An 18,594-nucleotide genomic window follows, 5' to 3' on the forward strand; every position below is an offset into this window, starting at 1 on the left:
GTGGTGTCCATCTTGTCGAGGATGAAGTTGGTGGTGCCGTTGACGATCCCGAGCACCCGGTTGACCTTGTCGCCGGCCAGCGACTCGCGCAGCGGTGCAGGGCCGGCACCCGACGCCCCCCTCCGCGCTTACCGGTAGCGGTAGCGGATCCGGCCGCGGGTGAGGTCGTAGGGGCTGAGTTCCACGAGCACCCGGTCCTCCGGGAGGATCTTGATGTAGTTCTTGCGGATCTTGCCGCTGATGTGGGCGAGCACGGTGTGCCCGTTCCGGAGCTCCACCTTGAAGGTGGCGTTGCGCAGGCACTCGGTGACGGTGCCTTCGACTTCTATGGCCCCTGCTGTTTTGGTCATGATCTCTCACTTCTCCGTTCGGTGACGGTGTGGTCGGTAGGAATGCGTCTGTGGTCGTCGGAGCGGCTTTCGTCGCTCCTGTTTCGGGCGTGGCACGGTCGGACCGGCCCGGCCGCCCGGAGCGGTGTGGCGGGGTCTCAGCGCCGGACGAGCTCCAGAATGCTGCCCGCGCGGCGGGCTCCGATGCCCTCGAACAGGGCGGTGGCCGCCGCGTTGGACTCGTTCACCTCGGCCCACGCCGACTCGGTCCCGGACTGGTGGAGCGATCCCAGCACGTGGGCCAGCAACGCCCGGGCGATGCCGTGGCGGTGCCGGTCGGCGCGGACGGCGATCAGGCCGATCCGCGGCTGCCGGGTGAGCGGAGCCACCCGGACGAGTCCCACGTACCGTTCCGCCTGCCGCGCCACCGCGTACTTCGACGGGTAGAGCACGGTGGTCCCGGTCGGGCGCGGCAGCACCTCGGCCGGCATCGTCTGCCAGCCGACGGTGGCCTCGACCTCCTCGCGGATGCTGCGGTCCAGATCCCGCAGCGGGCCCTCCTCCGCCTCACCGGCGGGCACGATCGTCACCCCCGACGGGGGTCGGACCGCGCCGAGCCCGGTGACCTGCGGGTCGGTGGGCACGAGGTAGCCCCACTCGCGGCGTTCGGCCGTGAAGCCGGCCCGCTTCCAGGCGGACGTCGAGTCGTGGTCGGCCTCGTCGGCCACGGTGTACAGCGGGGTCGGAAGGTCCGCGCGCCGCCCGGGGCCCGGGCGGTGCACGGGGGCACGCTGGCGGTGTACGGCGGGGCGCTCGCCCTGCTGGCCCTGGCGGTCGGGGCGGTGGCGGTGCGCGGAGTCGCCGAACCCGGGGTCGCCCTGGCCTTCACGGTGCTGATCGCGCTCGGCGAATGCGTCCGGATCACCCTTCCGGGCGACCGCGAGCAGGCGCCGATCGGGGCGGCCGGCGCGCTCGCGTACGCGCTGCTCGGGCCGCTGCGCGGGCTGCCGACGGCGCACGGGGTGCTCCAGGTGGTCGCGGTGACCGGGGTGGGCCTGCTGCTCGCCCTGCTGTCGGCGTCGCTGCTGCCGCGCAGCGCCCGGGGGCACCGGTCCGCGCCCTGGCGGGACCGGGCCCGGCGGGACGGCGCCGCCCGGCGGCTGCTCGGCGCGGGCTTCGCGGCGGCGGTCTTCCAGCCGCTCTACAACAGCGGCCTGGTCGACCGGATCTCACCGGACGGCCCCGCGTACGGGGTGTTCCTGACCCTGGTGGCCGCGCTGGCCGCGCTCTGCGACGCCACCCTGGCGGCGGTGCTGCGGCGGGACCGGAGCGGGCGGCGGTTCCCGGCGGCCCTGGAGGACGAGCTGCGCTCGCTGTTCGGGATCGGCTCGGCGATCACCGCCACCGGGCTGCTGGTCAGCCTGGCCGCGGGCGAGGTGGGGCTCTGGGCGCTGCCGCTGTTCTGCGCGCCGCTGCTGCTGGCCCAGGTGTCGTTCCGGCGGGCCGGCGCCATCCGGGCGACCACCGGGCAGACCATCGCCAGCCTGGCCCGGGCCACCGAGGTGGCCGGCTACACCCCGCCCGGCCACGCCCGCCGGGTCGCCGACACGGCGTGCGCGGTCGGCCGCGAGCTGGGGCTGGGCACCCGTGAGCTCGCCCTGCTGGAGTACGCGGCGCTGATGCACGACATCGGGCAGCTGTCGCTGGTCGAGCCGGTGCCGGACGGCGCGACCGAGCTGCTGCCGGACGAGGAGCAGCAGCGGATCGCCCGGCTGGGCAGCGAGGTGATCCGGCGGACCGGGGTGCCGCGGCAGGTGGCCGAGCAGGTCGCCCGGCTGGCGGACCCCTGCACCGGGCGCCCGGACGAGGACGAGCGGGCGGTGCCGCTGGCGGCCCGGATCATCCGGGTGGCGAACGCGCACGACGACCTGCTGACGGCCGCCCGCGGGCGCGGGGTGGGCGAGGCGGTCGGGCGGCTGGAGGTACTGGAGCTGCTCCGGCTGGGGCGGGGCCGGGTCTACGACGCCCGGGTGGTCGACGCACTCGTCCGGGTCCGGGGGTAGTGCGGGGCGTTCCGGGCGCGGGGGCGGTGCCCAGGGGTCCCCGTCCGCGGCGGCAGGGGAGACCGGCGGGCCCGTTGGGGTTGAGGCCGGGCGGCGGGGCGGGCAGGCTGGGTAGGGGCGGGGGCCGGTGGCGGGGGCAACCGCGGCGGTGGGGAGCGCAGGCGGCGGCGGGCGTGGTTGGATGCGGTCGTAGCGCGGAACACCGACCCGGAGCACCGGGGCCCGTGACGCGGGAGCGGATGCGGACTTGAGCGGACGACGACGGCAGGGACGAACGTGAGGATCTTCCACCGGGCACGGCACCGGCCGTCCGCCACCTGGCGGCAGACGACCGACCGGGCTTTCACGCTGATCGGCGACGGCCGGTACGAGGACGCGGGTGCCCTGCTGGTGATGGCCGCCGACCTCGAACCGTGGCTGTCCGACTCGTGGTTCAACCTGGCCCTCCTGCACAAGTTCCGGCGGGACTGGGAGCAGGCGCGGGCGGCCGGGCTGCGCGCGGTCGCGCTGCTGGACCGCGAGCAGGGCGCACCGGACTGGTGGAACCTGGGGATCACCGCGACGGCGCTGCAGGACTGGCCGCTGGCCCGCCGCGCCTGGCAGGCGTACGGGCTGAAGCTGCCCGGCGGGCCCGGCGCGCAGCCGGACGGCCCGGTGAGCCTGGACCTGGGGACGACGCCGGTGCGGCTGTCGCCGGACGGCGAGTCCGAGGTGGTCTGGGGCCGGCGGCTGGACCCGGCCCGGATCGAGGTGCTGTCCATCCCGCTGCCGTCCTCCGGCAGACGCTGGGGCGAGGTGGTGCTGCACGACGGCGCCCCGCACGGCGAGCGGGTGACGGACGGTGTGGCGTACCCGGTGTTCGACGAGATCGAGCTGTGGGCGCCGTCCCCCGTCCCGACCTACGTGGTGCTGCTGCAGGCGGCCACGGCCGGTGACCGGGACGCGCTGGAGCGGCTGGTCGCGGAGGCGGGGTACGCGGCGGAGGACTGGACGTCCTCGGTGCGGCTGCTCTGCCGGGCCTGTTCGGAGAGCCGGATGGCCTCGGACGACGGCCACACCGCGCACCACGACCCGCACGACGACGGGGACGCCGCCCACCCGGGGCACCTGAGCCACCTGAGCCAGGGCGCGGGCGGGATGTCCTGGCTGGTCGAGCGGGAGTGCGGGATCGCGGCCCCGGCCGATCTGGTCCGCACGCTGCTGGACCGCTGGGTGGTGGGCTCCCCGGGCACCCGGGCTTACCGGGATCTCGAAGAAGTCTGCTGAGTACCCTGGTGAGGTACGCGTAGACCTATGGAAGCGGAAGACATGGCGGAGCAGGCCGAGCAGCACGACCACGAGCACGAGCACGACGTGGAGGGGGCGGCGCCCGAGGCCCCCGTGAAGGTGGTCGGTGAGGAGCCGGACCTCTCCAAGGGCACTGCGCGCCCGATCACCGTGTTCGGCAACCCCGTCCTGCACCGCGAGGTCAAGGACGTCACCGCGTTCGACGGTGAGCTGTCCGCGCTGATCGACGACATGTTCCAGTCGATGTACGCGGCCGAGGGCGTGGGTCTGGCCGCCAACCAGATCGGCGTGGACCTCAAGGTCTTCGTCTACGACTGCCCGGACGACGAGGGCGTGCGCCACATCGGCCACGTGATCAACCCGGTGCTGGAGGACTTCCCGAAGGACCGCCGGCGGGTGCTGGACGACGGCAACGAGGGCTGCCTGTCGGTGCCGACCGCGTACGCCGAGCTGCCGCGCCCGGAGTACGCCGCGGTGACCGGTGTGGACAAGGACGGCACGGCGATCCGGGTCGAGGGCACCGGCTTCTTCGCCCGCTGCCTGCAGCACGAGACCGACCACCTGTACGGCACCCTCTACATCGACAAGCTGTCGAAGCGGGACCGCAAGGACGCCCTGCGGCAGATGGCCGAGGGGACGCCGCGGTACGCGACCGTGCCGAACGAGTAACGCCGGCCGGACGTCAGCAGGCAGGGCCGGTACGGGCTTTCCGTACCGGCCCTGCGTGTTCCGGTCACACCGCCGGGACGAGGAGCCACTCCGGGCCGTAGGTGAAGCGGGGGTCGGCGGGGAGCTTGACGCCGTTGATCTGCTGGGCCGCGCGGCGCATCTGGCCCATCAGGCCGATGGCCGGGCCGATCGAGTCCGGCCCGTCGGCGCCCCAGGCCCCCTCCAGGGCGCGCAGCATGTCGCTGTAGTGCTGGTTGAAGGCGTGCAGGAGACCGGCGGTGGTCGCATCGGGCTCGTTGCCGGGGGAGTCGGCCCAGCCGCCCGCGGGGACCCGGGCCACCGGGGAGGTGTCCGGCAGCGGCAGGTCGGGGCCGGCGAACTCGAACTTCCCCGTCTGGTCGTCGAAGATCAGCTTCTTGCCGACCGCGATCTCCTTGAAGGCGTAGTAGTGGGCGAGCTCGCCCGGGGAGCCGGGGAAGGGGTTCACCGGGGAGGCCGTGGTGCCCTCACCCTGCTCCTGGATGACGGTGAGCGCCTGCAGCACGTCGTCGATGGTGTTCATCGGCACGATGTCGTTGCCGGCGCCGTGGCTCGATCCGAGCGGGAAGCTCACCTGCCGCTGCCCGGTGAGCAGGTGGGCGAAGGTCGGGAAGACGTTGGCGATCCGCTGGTAGAAGGCGCCGATGGTGTTGCCGTCAGCGGCGAAGGCGAGCGGGCTGTCCGGCTTCTCGATCTCGGCGAAGAGGGTGGCCGAGTCGCGGGTGAGCCCGCTGAGGAAGACCTCCAGGCCGGGGTTGACGCCGCCCGGGAGCGGGCCGGGGTACTTCGGGACGGCCTTCGGGTCGGTGAGGACGACGGTGCCGCCGATGCTGGTGAGCATGTTGCAGACGAGACCGAAGTGCGACATCTCGTCGAAGACGATCTCGCGGATGGTGTGGCGTACCGGCTTGCTGTTGTCCGGGTCGGTGATCGACCAGAGGGCGGTGGCGTAGGGCGGGACGGTGGAGAGCTCCAGCAGGATCGCGTGCTGGAGCGCGTCCTTGAGCTCCTGCTCGGTCCACTCGTCCTCGGCGATGCTCATGAGCTGGACGATGCCGTCGCCCTCGTAGTCCAGGACCGCGGTCATGGGTACCCCTTTCGTTCGGCTGTGCGCCGGACCGTACTCGGGGGTGGATCGCGTGCAGACATCTGGCGTCGGTGTGGCACGGGCGTTCACCCGGATGGGCGAGGCGGTCGGCAGGTCAGTCGAGGAAGACCGGGCCGGGAGGCGGTCAGCGAGAGCGGTGACGGCCAAGCGCCGGACAGTGCTGCGCCCCCGGCGCTTGTTTCCAAGGCCGGGGGCGCTGGGGCTCAGCTGTACGTCGGGAGAACCCTGTAGCACCAGGTGTTGTCGCTATCCGCGCGCCCGGCCCGCTTCGAGTCCAGGTAGATCATTTCCATCAGCTTGGTACCGGTGGCGGGGCCGACGACCCCGTCCGGGTCCAGGTGCCAGTAGGACTGGAACGCCTTGAGCGCCTTCAGGGTGCTGGGGCCGAATTGGCCGTCCGGGTACGTGTAAATGGTGCTGTTGTCCATCGAGTCGATCCCGAGCTGGACGCAGAGCGCCCGGTCGCCCGTCTCCCCGTAGCGGATGTACCCTGCGCCAGGCAACGCGGACGCGGGGCTGGAGGTGGCAAGCAGGCTCGCCACGGCGACCGCGCCGACGGTCGTGGCCACACGGGCGCGGCGGCCCAAACGGAACTTCATGAAGTCCCCCCTCTTCTTGTGAGGCTCACCCGTCCCGCGGGGTGGGTGAGCCTGATCCGGTGAGCGCAACGATTTCCCACGTCTCCGGGGGAGACAACCCGTCTCCGTTTCACCCGGTCGATCCGCTACGTCCCATGCCGCTGACCTGCAATGTGAGAGGTCGGTCGGGCCCAGGTTGAGACATCCCACGGCCCTCGTCGCCCTGGCCCGCCTAACGTGGCGGCTTCTCCTCGCGGGCGCGGGTGTTGCCGCCTGGGGCCTGCGGCACTGTACCGAGGGTCGCGCACGACTCACCGTCGTTGCCCCCGCCCTGGTTGTCGCCGCACGCGTCGAGAAGAGGAAATCGGTCCGGCCGCTCCCGTCCGGCGTGAACGCCGGGCGGGGGCGGGGACGTTCAGGGGTGGTGAGTGGTGAGGGTGATCGGGTGGGCGGTCCAGTCGGTGAGCTCGCCGACGTAGAGGGTGATGCTCCAGTGGCCGCCCCGGGCGAGGCAGTCGGCGACCCCGTCGCCGCTGTCGGGGCCGATGCAGGAGCGGACGAAGTCGCGGTGGGCCTCGCGGACGGGGAGTTCGCGGACGTGCTCCCAGAGGACGGGGAGGGCGAGGTCGAGGCCGGGGAAATCGGCGGGCGGCATGATGCCGGTGATCTCGGCCCGGACGGCGCTCATGCGGCGGCCGCCTCGGGGGAGATGTGGCACCAGACGAACTTGCCGATGCCGCCCCGGCGCGGGCAGGAGCCCCAGCTCTGCGCCAACTCGTGGACGAGGAGCAGCCCTCGGCCGGCCTCGTCGGAGTCCATGGCGTCGCGGAGGGCCGGCGTCCTGCTGTCGGCGTCGTGCACCTCGATGCGGAGGAGGCCACAGACGAGGCGGAAACGGATCTGGATGAGGCGGCCGCGGGCCGTACGGGCGTGCTGGATGGCGTTGGTGACCAGCTCGGAGAGCAGCAACTCGCCGGTGGGGAGCAGGTTTTCGCTGTCCGGGTGGTCGGCGAGGAAGCAGCGGAGCTCCTGACGGGCCGCCCCGGGGGACTTCCGGTGCCGGGGGAGCCAACAGGCGTGCTCGGTGGGGGCGGGGGAGAGGGGGAGGGTTTTGCGCATGGCGAGGCCACCTCTGGAGTGTGCAGGTGAGAGCGCTGGAGAGGGCATGGGAATGCCCGGGTGAAGAGCCCGCCATGATCACTGTGTGTGGCGCGGCCCACTACTCCAGGTAGCATGCACCTGCACTGCTGCCACTTGCAACCGAAACGAATGCAACGATGCAGATTCAGGGTCGCTGGATTGACGCGTCGTCACGAGGCAGACTGGGGCTCGTCAGGGAGAGGACTTCTGCATGGCGGATGAACTGAGGCCGACCGTCCGTGCTCGCCGACTGGGCTCGGAGCTTCGCCGTCTGCGCGAAGCGGTGGGCAGGGGTACCGAAGATGCGGCGCAAGCCCTTGCCTGTTCCCGCGCCAAGATCAGCCGCATAGAGACCGGGGCATCGGGAGTTCGCCGGCTGGACCTTGGGATCTTGCTGGATCTGTACGGGGTGTCTGGCAAGGAACGCGACGCTCTCGAAGAGCTGTCCAGGGAGAGCAGGAAGCGCGGCTGGTGGCACGACTACGGTGACACGATCCCATCGGCCTATGTCGACGTGCTCGGACTCGAAGACGATGCGCGGTACATCCGCATGTGGCAGACCATGGTTGTGCCGGGCTTGCTGCAGACGAGGCGCTATGCCCGGGCACTGCTCGAAGCCAATCCTGCAGCTGTGCGGCCGGAGCGCATTGATCAGCTGGTCGAGATTCGGATGGAGCGGAAGGAAGTTCTCGCGAAGCCGGATCCGGCCCGCTTCTGGGCGATCATCTGGGAGCCTGCTCTCAGGTGCCCGGTGGGAGGTGCGGAGGTCCACAGGGAGCAGCTGATGCACCTGACAGAGATGGCGCAGCTTCCCAATGTCACTCTGCAGGTGGTGCCACTGGATGTCGGCGCAACCGCGGGCGCGTGCGGCGCCTTTGTGATGTACGGCTTCTCCGACTCGCCAACTCCCGGCGCGGTGTTTCTGGAGACGCTGACGAGCAGTCATTACCTGGAGCAACAGGGCGAGCTGGACGGCTACGGTCTGGTCTTCGAGTACTTGCGATCGACTGCTCTGGAGCCGATGAAGTCGCTGGATATGATCGCGGCCATTGCGGCGGCGACATGACGACAAGACTAGAAGAGGTGTGAGCACATGACTGTGCCGGAGAGTGCCGCTCGGGATTGGTACAAGAGCAGCTACAGCGCCCAGGCGAACGAGTGTGTCGAGACCCGGCGGTGGGCACCGCGTGGAATGGCAGTCCGTGACTCGAAGGATCCTGCAGGGCCTGTGCTGACGTTTCCGGCAGATTCCTGGGCGGCCTTCGTCGGTGCGGTCAAGGCGGGAGAGCTTCCGGGCGTATAGGTGCGGTGGGAGCTGTTCTCACCAGGCAGTGGAGAGGCGGAGCATGCTCGTAGCGGATCTCACAAATGTCTCGTGGCGCAAGAGCAGTTACAGCGGGCAAGGCGGTGACTGTGTCGAAGTGGCCGGTTGCGGTCGGGCCTACGTCGTCGGGGCCAACTGGCGCAAGGCGTCCTACTCGGGCGCGCAGAGCGAGTGCGTCGAGGTGGCTGTTGGCGTGCCCTGTGTCGTGCCAGTCCGTGACTCGAAGGACCCGGGTGGGCCGGCACTGCTCTTTCCGGCCGATGCTTGGTCTTCCTTCGTTGCCGCGGTCAAGATCGGCGAGTTTCCGGCCTCCTGAAACAACAGAGGTGCCCCGCACGGGCTGTGGCCGTGCGGGGCAGTGTCGTTCCCTCGTCCCCGCTACCTGAGGGCTGACGCGATGGCTTCCGTCCATGCTGTGGTGGTGCGGCGGGCCAGGTGGGTGGTGGGGGCGTAGCCCTCGAAGAGGTGGAATGCGCCGGGGACCAGGTGGAGTTCGGTGTGGACGTCGGCCGCGATGAGGCGGTGGGCGTAGGCGAGGGCCTCGTCGCGGAGGGCGTCGGCCTGGCAGACCTCCAGGTACGCGGGCGGAAGGCCGGTGAGGTCCTCGGCGCGGGCGGGGGCGGCGTACGGGGTGGCGGCTCCGGAGTCCAGGTAGAGCTTCCACATGCCACGGACGACCCGGCCGTCCACAATGCGGTCGTCGACGCACTCGTCCACCGAGGGCTGCTCGCAGCGGTCGTCGAGAGCGGGCACGAGCAACAGTTGGAATGCTAGGGCCGGGCCGCCGCGGTCGCGGGTGGCGAGGGCGACGGCTGCGGCGAGCGTGCCGCCGGCGGAGCGGCCGGCGACGGCGAGGCGGGCGGGGTCGATTCCGAGGTCGTCGGCGTGGCCGGCGGTCCACAGCAGGGCCGCGTAGCAGTCGTCGAAGGCGGCCGGGTACGGGTGCTCGGGGGCGAGCCGGTAGTCGACCGAGACGACCACCGCCCCTGCGGCCAGGCAGAGGTCGCGGCAGTTGCCGTCGCCGGTGTCGAGGTCGCCGGAGATGAAGGCGCCGCCGTGGAAGTACAGGACCCCCGGGCGCGGGCCGGGCCGGGCGTCGGTGGGCCGGTAGATCCGGACGGTGAGGTCGCCCGCAGGTCCCGGGACCGTGGTGTGGCCGACGGCGATGCGCGGATCGTCAGTTGGGGGTTTCGCGGCCAGCAGCGAGCGTAGGTACATCCTGGTGGCCGCCGGGTCCGCGAGCGGGTCGAAGGGCGGAACGTGGTTCAGGGCGTCGGCTATCTCGGGGTGCAGGCGTATCACGATTCTCCACGGTCTCATTGATATGGTCGCAGCGCGATGACGCTAAGGTCTCATTGATACGGTGTCAATTTGACGATGAGGAGAGGCGGGGTGCCATGGCGAAGGAGCTGACGCCGTCCCAGCTGGTCGTGCTCGGCCTGATTTCCCGGCACGGTCCGATGACGCCCTACGAGCTGAAAGCCAAGGTCGAGGGGTCGGTGAGCCGCTACTGGCCGATTCCGCACGCCCAGCTCTACCGCGACCCGCCCCGGCTGGCCGAGCTGGGCCTTCTGCGCGAGGAGGCGGAGGAACACGGGCGCCGACGCCGGGTGTTCCACCTCACCGACGCCGGCCGTGCGGCGCTGCGGGACTGGCTCGCCGACCCCGCCACGCCCGAACCGGAGACCCGGAACCCCGCCCTGCTCAAGCTGACCTTCGCCGACCTGGGCGCGCCGGGTCAGGTCGCGGCGTTGGCCGTGGCCCAGGCGGCGCAGCACCGGCAATGGCGCGACACCTACCGGGACCTTCGCGCCGGCCTGGACCCGGCGGCGCCGGACACCCCGGCCCGGGCCCGGCTGATCACGCTCGGCATCGCGCACGAGCAGAGCTACGTCGCGTTCTGGGAGGCGCTGGCGGCCGACCCGGACGGGATCGGCGAGCCGGAGGCACCGCCGGAGGGCTGATCGAGAACAGCGCTGCCCCGCACGGCTCGGCCGTGCGGGGCAGCGCTGTTGCGTCTTCTCTTTAGAAGTCGTCGTCGAAGGCGACCGAGCCCTCGACGGCGACCTGGTACGCGGACACCCGGCGCTCGAAGAAGTTGGTCAGCTCCTGGACGTTCTGGAGCTCCATGAAGCCGAACGGGTTGGTCGACCCGTACCGGATCGGCATGCCGAGGCGGGCGAGGCGCTGGTCGGCCACGGCCTGGAGGTACTCGCGCATCGAGGCGGTGTTCATGCCCGGGAGGCCGTCACCGCACAGGTCCTGGGCGAACTGGAGCTCGGCCTCGACGGCCTCCTCCAGCATCTCCGTGACCTGCTTGGCCATCTCCTCGTCGAAGAGGTCGGGCTCCTCCTCGCGGACCGTGTCCACCACGGAGAACGCGAAGTCCATGTGCATGGACTCGTCGCGGAACACCCAGTTCGTCCCCGTCGCGAGACCGTGCAGCAGACCACGGCTCCGGAACCAGTACACGTACGCGAACGCGCCGTAGAAGAACAGACCCTCCACGCACGCCGCGAAGCAGATCAGGTTGAGCAGGAACGCCCGCCTGTCCTCCTTCGTCTGCAGCGAGTCGATGTGGTCGACCGCGTTCATGTACTTGAAGCAGAACTGCGCCTTCTGGTGGATGGAGGGGATGTTCTCCACCGCGGCGAAGGCCGCGTTGCGGTCCTCCGGGTCCGGAAGGTAGGTGTCGAGCAGCGTCAGGTAGAACTGGACGTGCACGGCCTCCTCGAACAGCTGCCGGCTCAGGTAGAGCCGCGCCTCCGGGGAGTTGATGTGCTTGTACAGGCTCAGCACCACGTTGTTCGCGACGATCGAGTCACCGGTCGCGAAGAAGGCGACCAGCCGCCCGATCATGTGCCGCTCGCCCTCGCTCAGCTTGGCGAGGTCGGCGACGTCGGAGTGCAGGTCCACCTCCTCCACGGTCCAGGTGTTCTTGATCGCGTCCCGGTACCGGTCGTAGAACGACGGGTAGCGCATCGGGCGCAGGGTCAGCTCGAAGCCGGGGTCGAGCAGCATCTTGCGGTCGTCGGGGGTGCTCACTGGCAGGCCTCGCAGGACTCGGGGTTCTCCAGGGAGCAGGCGATGGCGTCCTGCTCGGCCTGGGTCATGGTCGGGGTGCCCACGCTGACCGGGTTGGCCGGCTGCGGCGCGGCCGTGCGGGCGGTGCCGGACGCGGCCTGCGCGATCCGGGTCGCCGGGCGCGAGCGCAGGTAGTAGGTGGTCTTCAGACCGACCTTCCACGCGTACGCGTACATCGAGCTGAGCTTGCCGATGGTGGGCGCGGCCATGAAGAGGTTCAGCGACTGGCTCTGGTCCAGGTACGGCATGCGCGCCGCGGCCAGGTCGATCAGCGCGCGCTGCGGCAGCTCCCAGGCGGTGCGGTACAGCGAGCGCACCTCGGCCGGCAGCCAGTTGAGCTCCTGCACCGAGCCGTTCGAGTCGCGCAGCGCGTCCCGGGTCTGCTGGTCCCAGACGCCGAGCTCCTTGAGCTCGCGCACCAGGTAGGGGTTCACCTGGAGGAACTCGCCCGACAGCGTCTCGCGCTTGAACAGGTTGGACACCTGCGGCTCGATGCACTCGTACACGCCGGCGATCGAGGCGATCGTCGCGGTCGGGGCGATGGCCAGCAGCAGCGAGTTGCGCAGGCCGGTCTCGGCGATCCGCGCACGCAGCGCCGTCCAGCGGTCGGCCCACTGCGGGGCGGCCGTCGGGAAGTGGTCGATGTGCAGCTCGCCGCGGGCGGCGCGGGTCTCGCCGTACGCCTCGTGGCGGCCCAGCTGCTCGGCCAGGTCGGCGGAGCGCTCGTACGCGGTGAGCATGATGCGCTCGGCGATCAGGGTGGAGAGGGTCTTCGCCTCGGCGGAGTCGAAGTCGATCCGCAGCTGGAAGAAGACGTCCTGGAGGCCCATCACGCCCAGGCCCACCGGGCGCCAGCGCGAGTTGGACGTCCCGGCCTCGACGGTCGGGTAGAAGTTGATGTCCACCACGCGGTCGAGGAAGGTGACGGCGGTGCGCACGGTGGCGTCCAGCCGCTCCCAGTCCATCGCGCCGATCAGGTCGGCGGCCGACGCGCCCTCGGCCACGTGGGCGCCGAGGTTGACCGAGCCGAGGTTGCAGACGGCGGTCTCGGAGTCGTCCGTGACCTCCAGGATCTCGGTGCAGAGGTTGGAGCTGTGCACCGTCCGGCCGGGCAGCGCGGTCTGGTTGGCGGCGCGGTTGGAGGCGTCCTTGAAGGTCATCCAGCCGTTGCCGGTCTGCGCCAGGGTGCGCATCATCCGGGCGTACAGGGTCTGCGCGGGGATGGTGCGGACGGCCTTGCCGGCCAGCTCGGCCTTGCGGTACGCCTCGTCGAAGTCGGCGCCCCAGAGGTCGACCAGCTCGGGCACGTCGGCCGGGGAGAACAGCGACCAGTCCTCGTTGGCGTTGACCCGGCGCATGAACTCGTCCGGGATCCAGTGCGCCAGGTTGAGGTTGTGGGTGCGCCGCGCCTCCTCGCCGGTGTTGTCGCGCAGCTCCAGGAACTCCTCGATGTCCGCGTGCCAGGTCTCCAGGTAGACGCAGGCCGCGCCCTTGCGGCGGCCGCCCTGGTTGACGGCGGCGACCGAGGAGTCGAGGGTGCGCAGGAACGGGACGATGCCGTTCGACTTGCCGTTGGTGCCCCGGATCAGGCTGCCGCGGGACCGGATCCGCGAGTAGGAGAGGCCGATGCCGCCGGCGTGCTTGGAGAGGCGGGCGATCTGGGCGTACCGGGAGTAGATCGAGTCCAGGTTGTCCAGCGGCGAGTCGAGCAGGTAGCAGCTCGACATCTGCGGGTGCCGGGTGCCGGAGTTGAACAGGGTCGGCGAGGAGGTCAGGTACTCCAGCCGGCTCATCAGGCGGTACAGCTCCGCCACCTCGCGCACCGACTGCTCGTTGTCGCCGACCGCCAGGCCACAGGCGACACGGAGCAGGAAGTGCTGCGGGGTCTCGACCACCATGCGGGTGATCGGGTGGCGCAGCAGGTAGCGGGACTGCACGGTGCGCAGGCCGAAGTACTCGAAGCGGTCGTCGCCCTGCGGGTCGATGAGCGCGTCCAGCGCGGCGGCGTGCTTCGCGACGAAGGCGGCGGTGGTGTCGCCGATCAGGCCCTCGGCGTGGCCGACGGCGATCGAGGCGGAGAAGGAGACCGAGCCCTGGCTGTTCGCCTCGTCGACGATCTCCAGCGCGAGCAGGCGGGCGGCCAGCTTCGAGTACTGCGGGTCCTCGGCGATCATCGACGCTGCGGCGTCCACGGCCAGCCCGCGCAGCTCGGCGAAGTCCGAACCGGCGTGGCGGCCGCGCAGCGCGGCGGCGGCGACATGGCCGGGGTCCACCTGCGGCAGGTCGACACTGCGGTCGGTCAGCAGCCGGAGCAGCGCGCCGCCCGGGTCGGAGACCGTCGGGGCGGCGGGGGAACCCTGGGCGGGCAGGGTGGCTGAGGCAGCGGTGGTCAAGGCGCTCTCTCCTGGCGGCGATCGGCGGCGGTGGATCGGGGTACCGGGCCGTTCGGGGCAGGGGAGCACAGCGCGAGGGCCGGACGGCGTCGCGTGACGGTGTCATCCCCGGCCCGCCCGCGAGGCCCGGAAGTACTGCTCGTGCTGCAGGCCTCTGCGGGGAGGCCGGAAGGCACGCCGTCGGCAGGTACTCGGACTCGCGGGCTCTGGTCGGAGCCGCCCGCACACCGCTGCGGGGCAGTCCCGGACTCGCACCGGGTTCCCCTGCGTCGACAGCAGGAGTGAGCATACATCTAGTGGTGTCCGCTCGATGCGACACCACATGTTGTGCAGCGCCGCGTGTTGGCGTGATGACCGGTGGTACCGGGGGAAGGGCCGTGGCGGGGCCTGGGAGGGGCCGTGGCGGGGCCGTGACGACCGCCACTGCAGGACCCGGCCGGGGGCCGGCGGCGGGGCCGCGCGAGGTCGCGACGGGGCCGCGGATGGCCCGCGGGTGTCCGGATTGGGAAACGGAATGGTCACCGGGCGGAGCCGCCGTCAGGCGCATGCCCTACGATCTCGGCTCATGAGGGAGCGGAGCGAGGGGGACGCATGAGCGACGGAACGGGAGCGCCCGGACAGGCACCGCAGGGGCAGCCGCCGGCCGCGCCGGTGCCTCCTGCGCCGTACCCCGGCGCGCAGCCGGTGCCACCGGCACCGGGCGGGTTCGGACCGCCGCCCGCCTCGTACGGGCCGCCGGTGCCGTCGCAGCAGCCGGTGGTTCCGCCGGTTCCTGCCGTGCCGCAGCCGCCCGCGCCGCAGCCGGTGCCACAGCCTGTCCAGCCGCAGCCGGTGCCGCCGCAGCAGGTCCAGCCTCCGGTGCAGCCGCAGCCGCAGCCTGTCCAGCCGCAGCCCGTGCCGCCGCAGCAGGTCCAGCCTCCGGTGCAGCCGCAGCAGCCCGTGCAGCCCCAGCCGATGCAGCCCCAGCCCGTGCCGCCGCAGCAGCCGATGCAGCCGCAGCCGCCCGCCCAGGCGATGCCGCCGCAGCAGCAGTGGCAGCCGCAGCCCCAGCCCCAGCCCGTCCAGCCGCAGCACAACGCCCAGCCGGACTGGGCGGCCATGGCCGACCGCAACGAGGCCGAGGCCAAGCGCAAGGGCCGGATGAAGATCATCGTCGCGGCCGTCGCCGTCGTCGTGGTCGGCGGCCTGATCGCCGGCGGTCTGATGCTCATGAAGAAGGACGACGGCGGCAAGAAGACCGTCGCCGAGCCGACCCCGACCGCCACCGCGACCACCCCGGCGTCGTCGCCCTCCGGCAAGGCGTCCGCGAGCGGCAGCCCGAGCGCCGCGCCCGAGGACCCGTCGAAGGCGCTCTGGGAGGCCACCACCGACCCGGCGCCGCAGGACGCGGCCGCGCTGTTCTCGGCGCTCACCGTGACCGTCAACGGCGCCACCTGGAACCGGACCGTGGTCTCGCTCGACTCGCCCTGCTGGGACGGCAACTCCACGGTCGGCGGCCTCGGCAAGATCCTCGGCGACCAGGGCTGCCGCCAGGTGCTCCGGGCCACGTACGTCTCGGGCGACAGCGCGGTGACGGTCGGCGTCGCGGTCTTCGACCACAAGCAGCAGGCCGAGACCTCGATGAAGAGCTACGTCGGCCACCTGAAGGGCGCCGCCGCCCCGGGCTCGCCGGCCTTCTGCGCCACGCCCGGCTGCACCAACACCAAGGCCACCCTGGGCCGGTACGCGTACTTCACCGTCGAGGGCTCCGCCAAGGGCGGCAACACCGCGGACGCCACCGCCACCGCGGCGGCCCCGGGCTTCGGCGAGCACGTGAAGAACCAGCTGCTCCAGCGCGCCAAGTCCGCCGCCCCGGCCGCCACCCCCGCGGGCTGACGCCCGCGCCGGACCCGCAGCGCACGCGCCCCGGCCGGGAAACCGCCGGGGCGCGCCCGTTCGCCCGGGTGCGGGGAGTGTGGCAGGCTCACCGCCAGTCAGTCGTACGTGTGTTCCGGTCGTGACGGCGCAGGCCGGTGCCGGTCAGCTTCCGGAGGAATCGTCCGTGGCCCTGCCCAGAGCGCTGCGCGCCAAGCCTGCCGTGCTGGCCGCGGCCGGTGCGGTCCTGGCCGCCGGGGCGGTCGTCCTGGCCGGCCACGACGGCCGCGCCGAGGACGAGCCCGCGCCCGGGCCCACCGCCCGCAGCGAACTCACCCTCAACGGCGCCGGCCGGACCCTGCCGCCCGAGGTCGGCCGCGAACTGCTGGCACGCGACCCGAAGGCCTCCCCGAACGCCCGGGCCGTCCAGCAGCTCCTCGCCGACCTGGAGCGCGAGGCCCGGGCCGGCCGCTCCGGCGGCACGGTGATCGGCCAGCACGTCGAGGCGCACAACGAGCGCTACAACCCCCAGTACGGCGACTACCCCGGGGCCAAGCAGGTCGGCTACTACTACAAGAAGGCCGCCGACATCACCGGCAGGCTGCCCGGCTTCGTGGAGACCGACCTCGGTCCCGGGTACGGCCAGAACGGCTGGGGCGTCGGCAACCCGCGCTCGTACTCGCAGGGCCGCTGGCCGGCCTGCGCGACCGGCTGGCAGTACACCGACGACGCCGTCGACCTGATGACCGCCGTCTGGTCCGGCCACCCGCGCGCCGAGGACGGCAGCTACGGCGCGTCCGGCGTCCAGAAGAACTGCGACGGCACCACCACCGAGCTGCCCGACAACGGCGGTGCCCCGGCCGGCCTGGTCGGGATGTCCTTCCACGAGCCGTACCCGGGCTCGGACGTGAAGTCCTTCGACCGGGTGCTCTGCTCCTCCTCGCCCGCCGCCAAGGACCCGGCCTGGTTCGGCCGCGTCGTGGACAGCGCGGGCGACACCCCCGAGTACCGCGCCCTGCTCACGGACCTGTCCTACCTGGCCGACCACCTGGAGTACCTGGCCGCGCACGACGTCCCGGTGCTGCTGCGCCCGTACCACGAGATGAACGCGGCCGACTGCGCCCGCGGCTTCTGGTGGTCCGGCCGCAAGCCGGCCGAGTACCAGGCGCTCTGGCGGATCACCTACCACTACCTGGTGGAGACCAGGGGCCTGCACAACCTGCTCTTCGCCTGGACCCCGGTCTCCTGGGACGGCGCCCCCGGCGTCGACCCCTGGGACTACTACCCGGGCGCGCAGTACGTCGACGTGGTCGGCGTGGACGACTACAGCGGCAGCCCGGCGCACCCGATCGGCACCGGCGAGGTGTGGACCAAGCGCTACTACGACGGGCTGGCCGCCTACGGGAAGCCGCGGATCCTGGCCGAGTCCTTCGCCGTCCCGGTCAACGCCCGCCAGCCGGACACCCTGCGCCGCACCCCGTGGACGATCTGGACGGTCTGGGGGCAGTCGCTGACGGACAACAACCTGACACCGGACCAGCCGCGCAACTCGAACGCCGACGTCAAGGCCACCTACGGCAACGGACTGGCGCTCACCGGCGGCTCCGGCACGTTCAACCCCGGCGTCGACTGGAGCGGGCTGCACGTCCGGTGACCGGGAACCCGGCCCGGTGCCGCCCGGTGACTTTGGTTACACGGCGCAGGCCCCCAGAACCCCGGGAATTCCGGGTCCGTTCGCCCGTGTGGCATCCTGTGGCGCGGAATCGGGTAGAGGCCGGGAGCGCCCGGCAGGGGCGGGGGTACGGGAGATGACACAGGCGCGTCCGAACCGCCTGGCCGGCGGCCTCGCCGTGGCCTGGGGGGCCGTGCTGCTGGCCTGGGCGGCGTACAACTGCTTCTGGCAGGTCGGCTTCACGACCTTCGTCAAAGGCATCTTCTACTACGGCGGCTCCTCGATGGGCGCCGAGACCGGCAGCCTCAACTACGGCGCGCTGTACCTGGCCTCGGGCATCCTGCTGCTCCGCGGCCGGGAGTGGGCGCGCGGGGTGGCGGTCGGCGTGGCGCTGGTCGAGGGCTACAACCGGGTGCGCAGCCTGACCGGCGCCCTGCTGGACGAGCCGCAGCGGCACTGGTTCACCGGGACCACCCAGGGCTGGCTGAAGCTCCTCACCTTCGGGGCCGGCGTGCTGGTCGCCGCCGCGCTGGTGCTGCTGCTGGCCGTCTCGCTGCGCCGGGGGGCCGGGACGGGCTGGGCGCCGGCGCCCGCGGCGTGGGCGGGCGGCGGGCAGCCGTCGCCGTTCGCGACGCAGCCGGACCAGCTGCACTGGTCTTTGCGGCAGACGCTGCCGCAGGACCAGGCCCCCGGTCAGCAGCCGGTGCAGCCGCAGCCGTTCGGCGGCCCGCAGCAGGCCCAGCCGCCGGTGCAGCCCCAGCCCCAGCCCCAGTCACAGCAGGCGTGGCCGCAGCCGCTGCCCGCCCAGCAGGCCCAGCCCGCCCAGCCGCTCCCGCACCAGCCCACCCAGCCCGCCTGGGCGCCGCAGCAGCCGCCGGCCCAGCCGCCGGCGCCGCAGCAGCCCTGGCCGGCCCCGCCGGTCACCCCCGGACCGGTCGCCCCGGGGCCGGTCCCGCCGGCCCCCGGCACGCCGCCCCCGCACCAGGGCTGACCCGTAACGACCCGCCCCGACCGGGCGGGTGGACGACCTACCGACCAGACGAGGAACCACTGT

Annotated in this window: 19 protein-coding genes, 1 pseudogene and 1 riboswitch; of the genes and pseudogenes, 10 read left to right on the forward strand and 10 right to left on the reverse strand. The window is 72.1% G+C overall.

Features of this window, described 5'->3' with window-relative positions; genetic code table 11:
* From ABZ885_RS14065 to ABZ885_RS14075, 3 genes and pseudogenes are all read right to left on the reverse strand, one after another.
* Window positions 1-113, reverse strand: a pseudogene (locus tag ABZ885_RS14065) (hypothetical protein); the annotation flags it as partial.
* A gap of 15 nt (window positions 114-128) precedes the next feature.
* Window positions 129-350, reverse strand: coding sequence for a translation initiation factor IF-1 (gene infA / locus ABZ885_RS14070; RefSeq protein WP_360187420.1), 222 nt, complete (start codon window positions 348-350; stop codon window positions 129-131).
* 137 nt (window positions 351-487) lie between these two features.
* Complete coding sequence (locus ABZ885_RS14075; protein WP_360187422.1) at window positions 488-1,111, reverse strand: GNAT family N-acetyltransferase; 624 nt, start codon at window positions 1,109-1,111, stop codon at window positions 488-490.
* On the opposite strand from ABZ885_RS14075, the gene ABZ885_RS14080 reads away from it, so the two are divergent.
* The 3 genes from ABZ885_RS14080 to def all read left to right on the forward strand — a co-directional run bounded on the left by ABZ885_RS14080 (window position 1,106) and on the right by def (window position 4,348).
* Entirely contained in the window at window positions 1,106-2,392 is a 1,287-nt protein-coding gene (locus ABZ885_RS14080) for an HD domain-containing protein (protein WP_360187424.1), read from the forward strand. The two genes, ABZ885_RS14075 and ABZ885_RS14080, sit on opposite strands and share 6 nt — an antisense overlap.
* A gap of 276 nt (window positions 2,393-2,668) precedes the next feature.
* The gene (locus ABZ885_RS14085; RefSeq protein WP_360187426.1) at window positions 2,669-3,658 is read left to right on the forward strand and encodes a hypothetical protein; all 990 of its coding nucleotides are present in this window, start codon (window positions 2,669-2,671) and stop codon (window positions 3,656-3,658) included.
* Window positions 3,659-3,685: 27 nt separating this feature from the next.
* Window positions 3,686-4,348, forward strand: coding sequence for a peptide deformylase (gene def / locus ABZ885_RS14090; protein WP_360187428.1), 663 nt, complete (start codon window positions 3,686-3,688; stop codon window positions 4,346-4,348).
* Between the two features lie 64 nt (window positions 4,349-4,412).
* Here the strand turns inward: def and ABZ885_RS14095 are convergent, their stop codons facing one another.
* The 4 genes from ABZ885_RS14095 to ABZ885_RS14110 form a co-directional block, all read right to left on the reverse strand.
* On the reverse strand, window positions 4,413-5,474 hold the full coding sequence (locus ABZ885_RS14095) for a ferritin-like protein (protein WP_360187430.1): 1,062 nt from the start codon (window positions 5,472-5,474) through the stop codon (window positions 4,413-4,415).
* A gap of 224 nt (window positions 5,475-5,698) precedes the next feature.
* Window positions 5,699-6,094 carry a peptidoglycan-binding domain-containing protein gene (locus ABZ885_RS14100; protein WP_360187432.1) on the reverse strand — a complete coding sequence of 132 codons (396 nt, stop codon included), beginning with the start codon at window positions 6,092-6,094 and terminating at the stop codon, window positions 5,699-5,701.
* 394 nt (window positions 6,095-6,488) lie between these two features.
* A complete protein-coding gene (locus ABZ885_RS14105) occupies window positions 6,489-6,761 on the reverse strand; it encodes a hypothetical protein (RefSeq protein WP_360187434.1) in 273 nt (90 codons plus the stop codon).
* Complete coding sequence (locus ABZ885_RS14110) at window positions 6,758-7,192, reverse strand: ATP-binding protein (protein WP_360187435.1); 435 nt, start codon at window positions 7,190-7,192, stop codon at window positions 6,758-6,760. The genes ABZ885_RS14105 and ABZ885_RS14110 overlap by 4 nt, the downstream gene beginning before the upstream one ends.
* Window positions 7,193-7,424: 232 nt before the next feature.
* On the opposite strand from ABZ885_RS14110, the gene ABZ885_RS14115 reads away from it, so the two are divergent.
* The 3 genes from ABZ885_RS14115 to ABZ885_RS14125 are packed head-to-tail and all read left to right on the forward strand — an operon-like array spanning window position 7,425 to window position 8,853.
* Window positions 7,425-8,279, forward strand: coding sequence for a helix-turn-helix transcriptional regulator (locus tag ABZ885_RS14115; RefSeq protein WP_360187437.1), 855 nt, complete (start codon window positions 7,425-7,427; stop codon window positions 8,277-8,279).
* A gap of 27 nt (window positions 8,280-8,306) precedes the next feature.
* Window positions 8,307-8,516, forward strand: coding sequence for a DUF397 domain-containing protein (locus tag ABZ885_RS14120; protein WP_360187439.1), 210 nt, complete (start codon window positions 8,307-8,309; stop codon window positions 8,514-8,516).
* Between the two features lie 43 nt (window positions 8,517-8,559).
* Window positions 8,560-8,853, forward strand: coding sequence for a DUF397 domain-containing protein (locus ABZ885_RS14125; RefSeq protein WP_360187441.1), 294 nt, complete (start codon window positions 8,560-8,562; stop codon window positions 8,851-8,853).
* Between the two features lie 62 nt (window positions 8,854-8,915).
* Here the strand turns inward: ABZ885_RS14125 and ABZ885_RS14130 are convergent, their stop codons facing one another.
* Window positions 8,916-9,839, reverse strand: a complete 924-nt coding sequence (locus ABZ885_RS14130; RefSeq protein ID WP_360187442.1) for an alpha/beta hydrolase — start codon at window positions 9,837-9,839, stop codon at window positions 8,916-8,918.
* Between the two features lie 95 nt (window positions 9,840-9,934).
* On the opposite strand from ABZ885_RS14130, the gene ABZ885_RS14135 reads away from it, so the two are divergent.
* Complete coding sequence (locus ABZ885_RS14135) at window positions 9,935-10,501, forward strand: helix-turn-helix transcriptional regulator (RefSeq protein ID WP_360187444.1); 567 nt, start codon at window positions 9,935-9,937, stop codon at window positions 10,499-10,501.
* Window positions 10,502-10,562: 61 nt separating this feature from the next.
* On the opposite strand, the gene ABZ885_RS14140 is transcribed toward ABZ885_RS14135, so the two are convergent.
* Together ABZ885_RS14140 and ABZ885_RS14145 are read right to left on the reverse strand one after the other, a co-directional pair.
* Complete coding sequence (locus ABZ885_RS14140; RefSeq protein ID WP_360187466.1) at window positions 10,563-11,558, reverse strand: ribonucleotide-diphosphate reductase subunit beta; 996 nt, start codon at window positions 11,556-11,558, stop codon at window positions 10,563-10,565.
* Window positions 11,559-11,578: 20 nt separating this feature from the next.
* On the reverse strand, window positions 11,579-13,990 hold the full coding sequence (locus ABZ885_RS14145) for a ribonucleoside-diphosphate reductase subunit alpha (RefSeq protein WP_360187468.1): 2,412 nt from the start codon (window positions 13,988-13,990) through the stop codon (window positions 11,579-11,581).
* 188 nt (window positions 13,991-14,178) lie between these two features.
* A riboswitch (cobalamin riboswitch) is annotated at window positions 14,179-14,320 on the reverse strand.
* 498 nt (window positions 14,321-14,818) lie between these two features.
* Here ABZ885_RS14145 and ABZ885_RS14150 point away from each other — a divergent pair.
* From ABZ885_RS14150 to ABZ885_RS14160, 3 genes are all read left to right on the forward strand, one after another.
* Window positions 14,819-15,889, forward strand: coding sequence for a hypothetical protein (locus tag ABZ885_RS14150; RefSeq protein WP_360187445.1), 1,071 nt, complete (start codon window positions 14,819-14,821; stop codon window positions 15,887-15,889).
* 166 nt (window positions 15,890-16,055) lie between these two features.
* Window positions 16,056-17,522 (forward strand): glycosyl hydrolase, encoded by a 1,467-nt coding sequence (locus ABZ885_RS14155; RefSeq protein ID WP_360187447.1) that lies wholly within the window; start codon window positions 16,056-16,058, stop codon window positions 17,520-17,522.
* A 154-nt stretch (window positions 17,523-17,676) separates the two neighbouring features.
* Window positions 17,677-18,531 (forward strand): hypothetical protein, encoded by an 855-nt coding sequence (locus ABZ885_RS14160; RefSeq protein ID WP_360187449.1) that lies wholly within the window; start codon window positions 17,677-17,679, stop codon window positions 18,529-18,531.
* Window positions 18,532-18,594 lie beyond the last annotated feature (63 nt).

Source organism: Kitasatospora sp. NPDC047058, from assembly GCF_040643935.1.
In the GTDB taxonomy this organism is placed as follows: domain Bacteria; phylum Actinomycetota; class Actinomycetes; order Streptomycetales; family Streptomycetaceae; genus Kitasatospora.

Coding starts and splice junctions, on each gene's coding strand:
- infA (WP_360187420.1), bottom strand. CDS start 350: ATGACCAAAACAGCAGGGGCCATAGAAGTCGAAGGCACCGTCACCGAG.
- def (WP_360187428.1), top strand. CDS start 3,686: ATGGAAGCGGAAGACATGGCGGAGCAGGCCGAGCAGCACGACCACGAG.
- ABZ885_RS14095 (WP_360187430.1), bottom strand. CDS start 5,474: ATGACCGCGGTCCTGGACTACGAGGGCGACGGCATCGTCCAGCTCATG.
- ABZ885_RS14100 (WP_360187432.1), bottom strand. CDS start 6,094: ATGAAGTTCCGTTTGGGCCGCCGCGCCCGTGTGGCCACGACCGTCGGC.
- ABZ885_RS14105 (WP_360187434.1), bottom strand. CDS start 6,761: ATGAGCGCCGTCCGGGCCGAGATCACCGGCATCATGCCGCCCGCCGAT.
- ABZ885_RS14110 (WP_360187435.1), bottom strand. CDS start 7,192: ATGCGCAAAACCCTCCCCCTCTCCCCCGCCCCCACCGAGCACGCCTGT.
- ABZ885_RS14115 (WP_360187437.1), top strand. CDS start 7,425: ATGGCGGATGAACTGAGGCCGACCGTCCGTGCTCGCCGACTGGGCTCG.
- ABZ885_RS14120 (WP_360187439.1), top strand. CDS start 8,307: ATGACTGTGCCGGAGAGTGCCGCTCGGGATTGGTACAAGAGCAGCTAC.
- ABZ885_RS14125 (WP_360187441.1), top strand. CDS start 8,560: ATGCTCGTAGCGGATCTCACAAATGTCTCGTGGCGCAAGAGCAGTTAC.
- ABZ885_RS14135 (WP_360187444.1), top strand. CDS start 9,935: ATGGCGAAGGAGCTGACGCCGTCCCAGCTGGTCGTGCTCGGCCTGATT.
- ABZ885_RS14140 (WP_360187466.1), bottom strand. CDS start 11,558: ATGCTGCTCGACCCCGGCTTCGAGCTGACCCTGCGCCCGATGCGCTAC.
- ABZ885_RS14160 (WP_360187449.1), top strand. CDS start 17,677: ATGACACAGGCGCGTCCGAACCGCCTGGCCGGCGGCCTCGCCGTGGCC.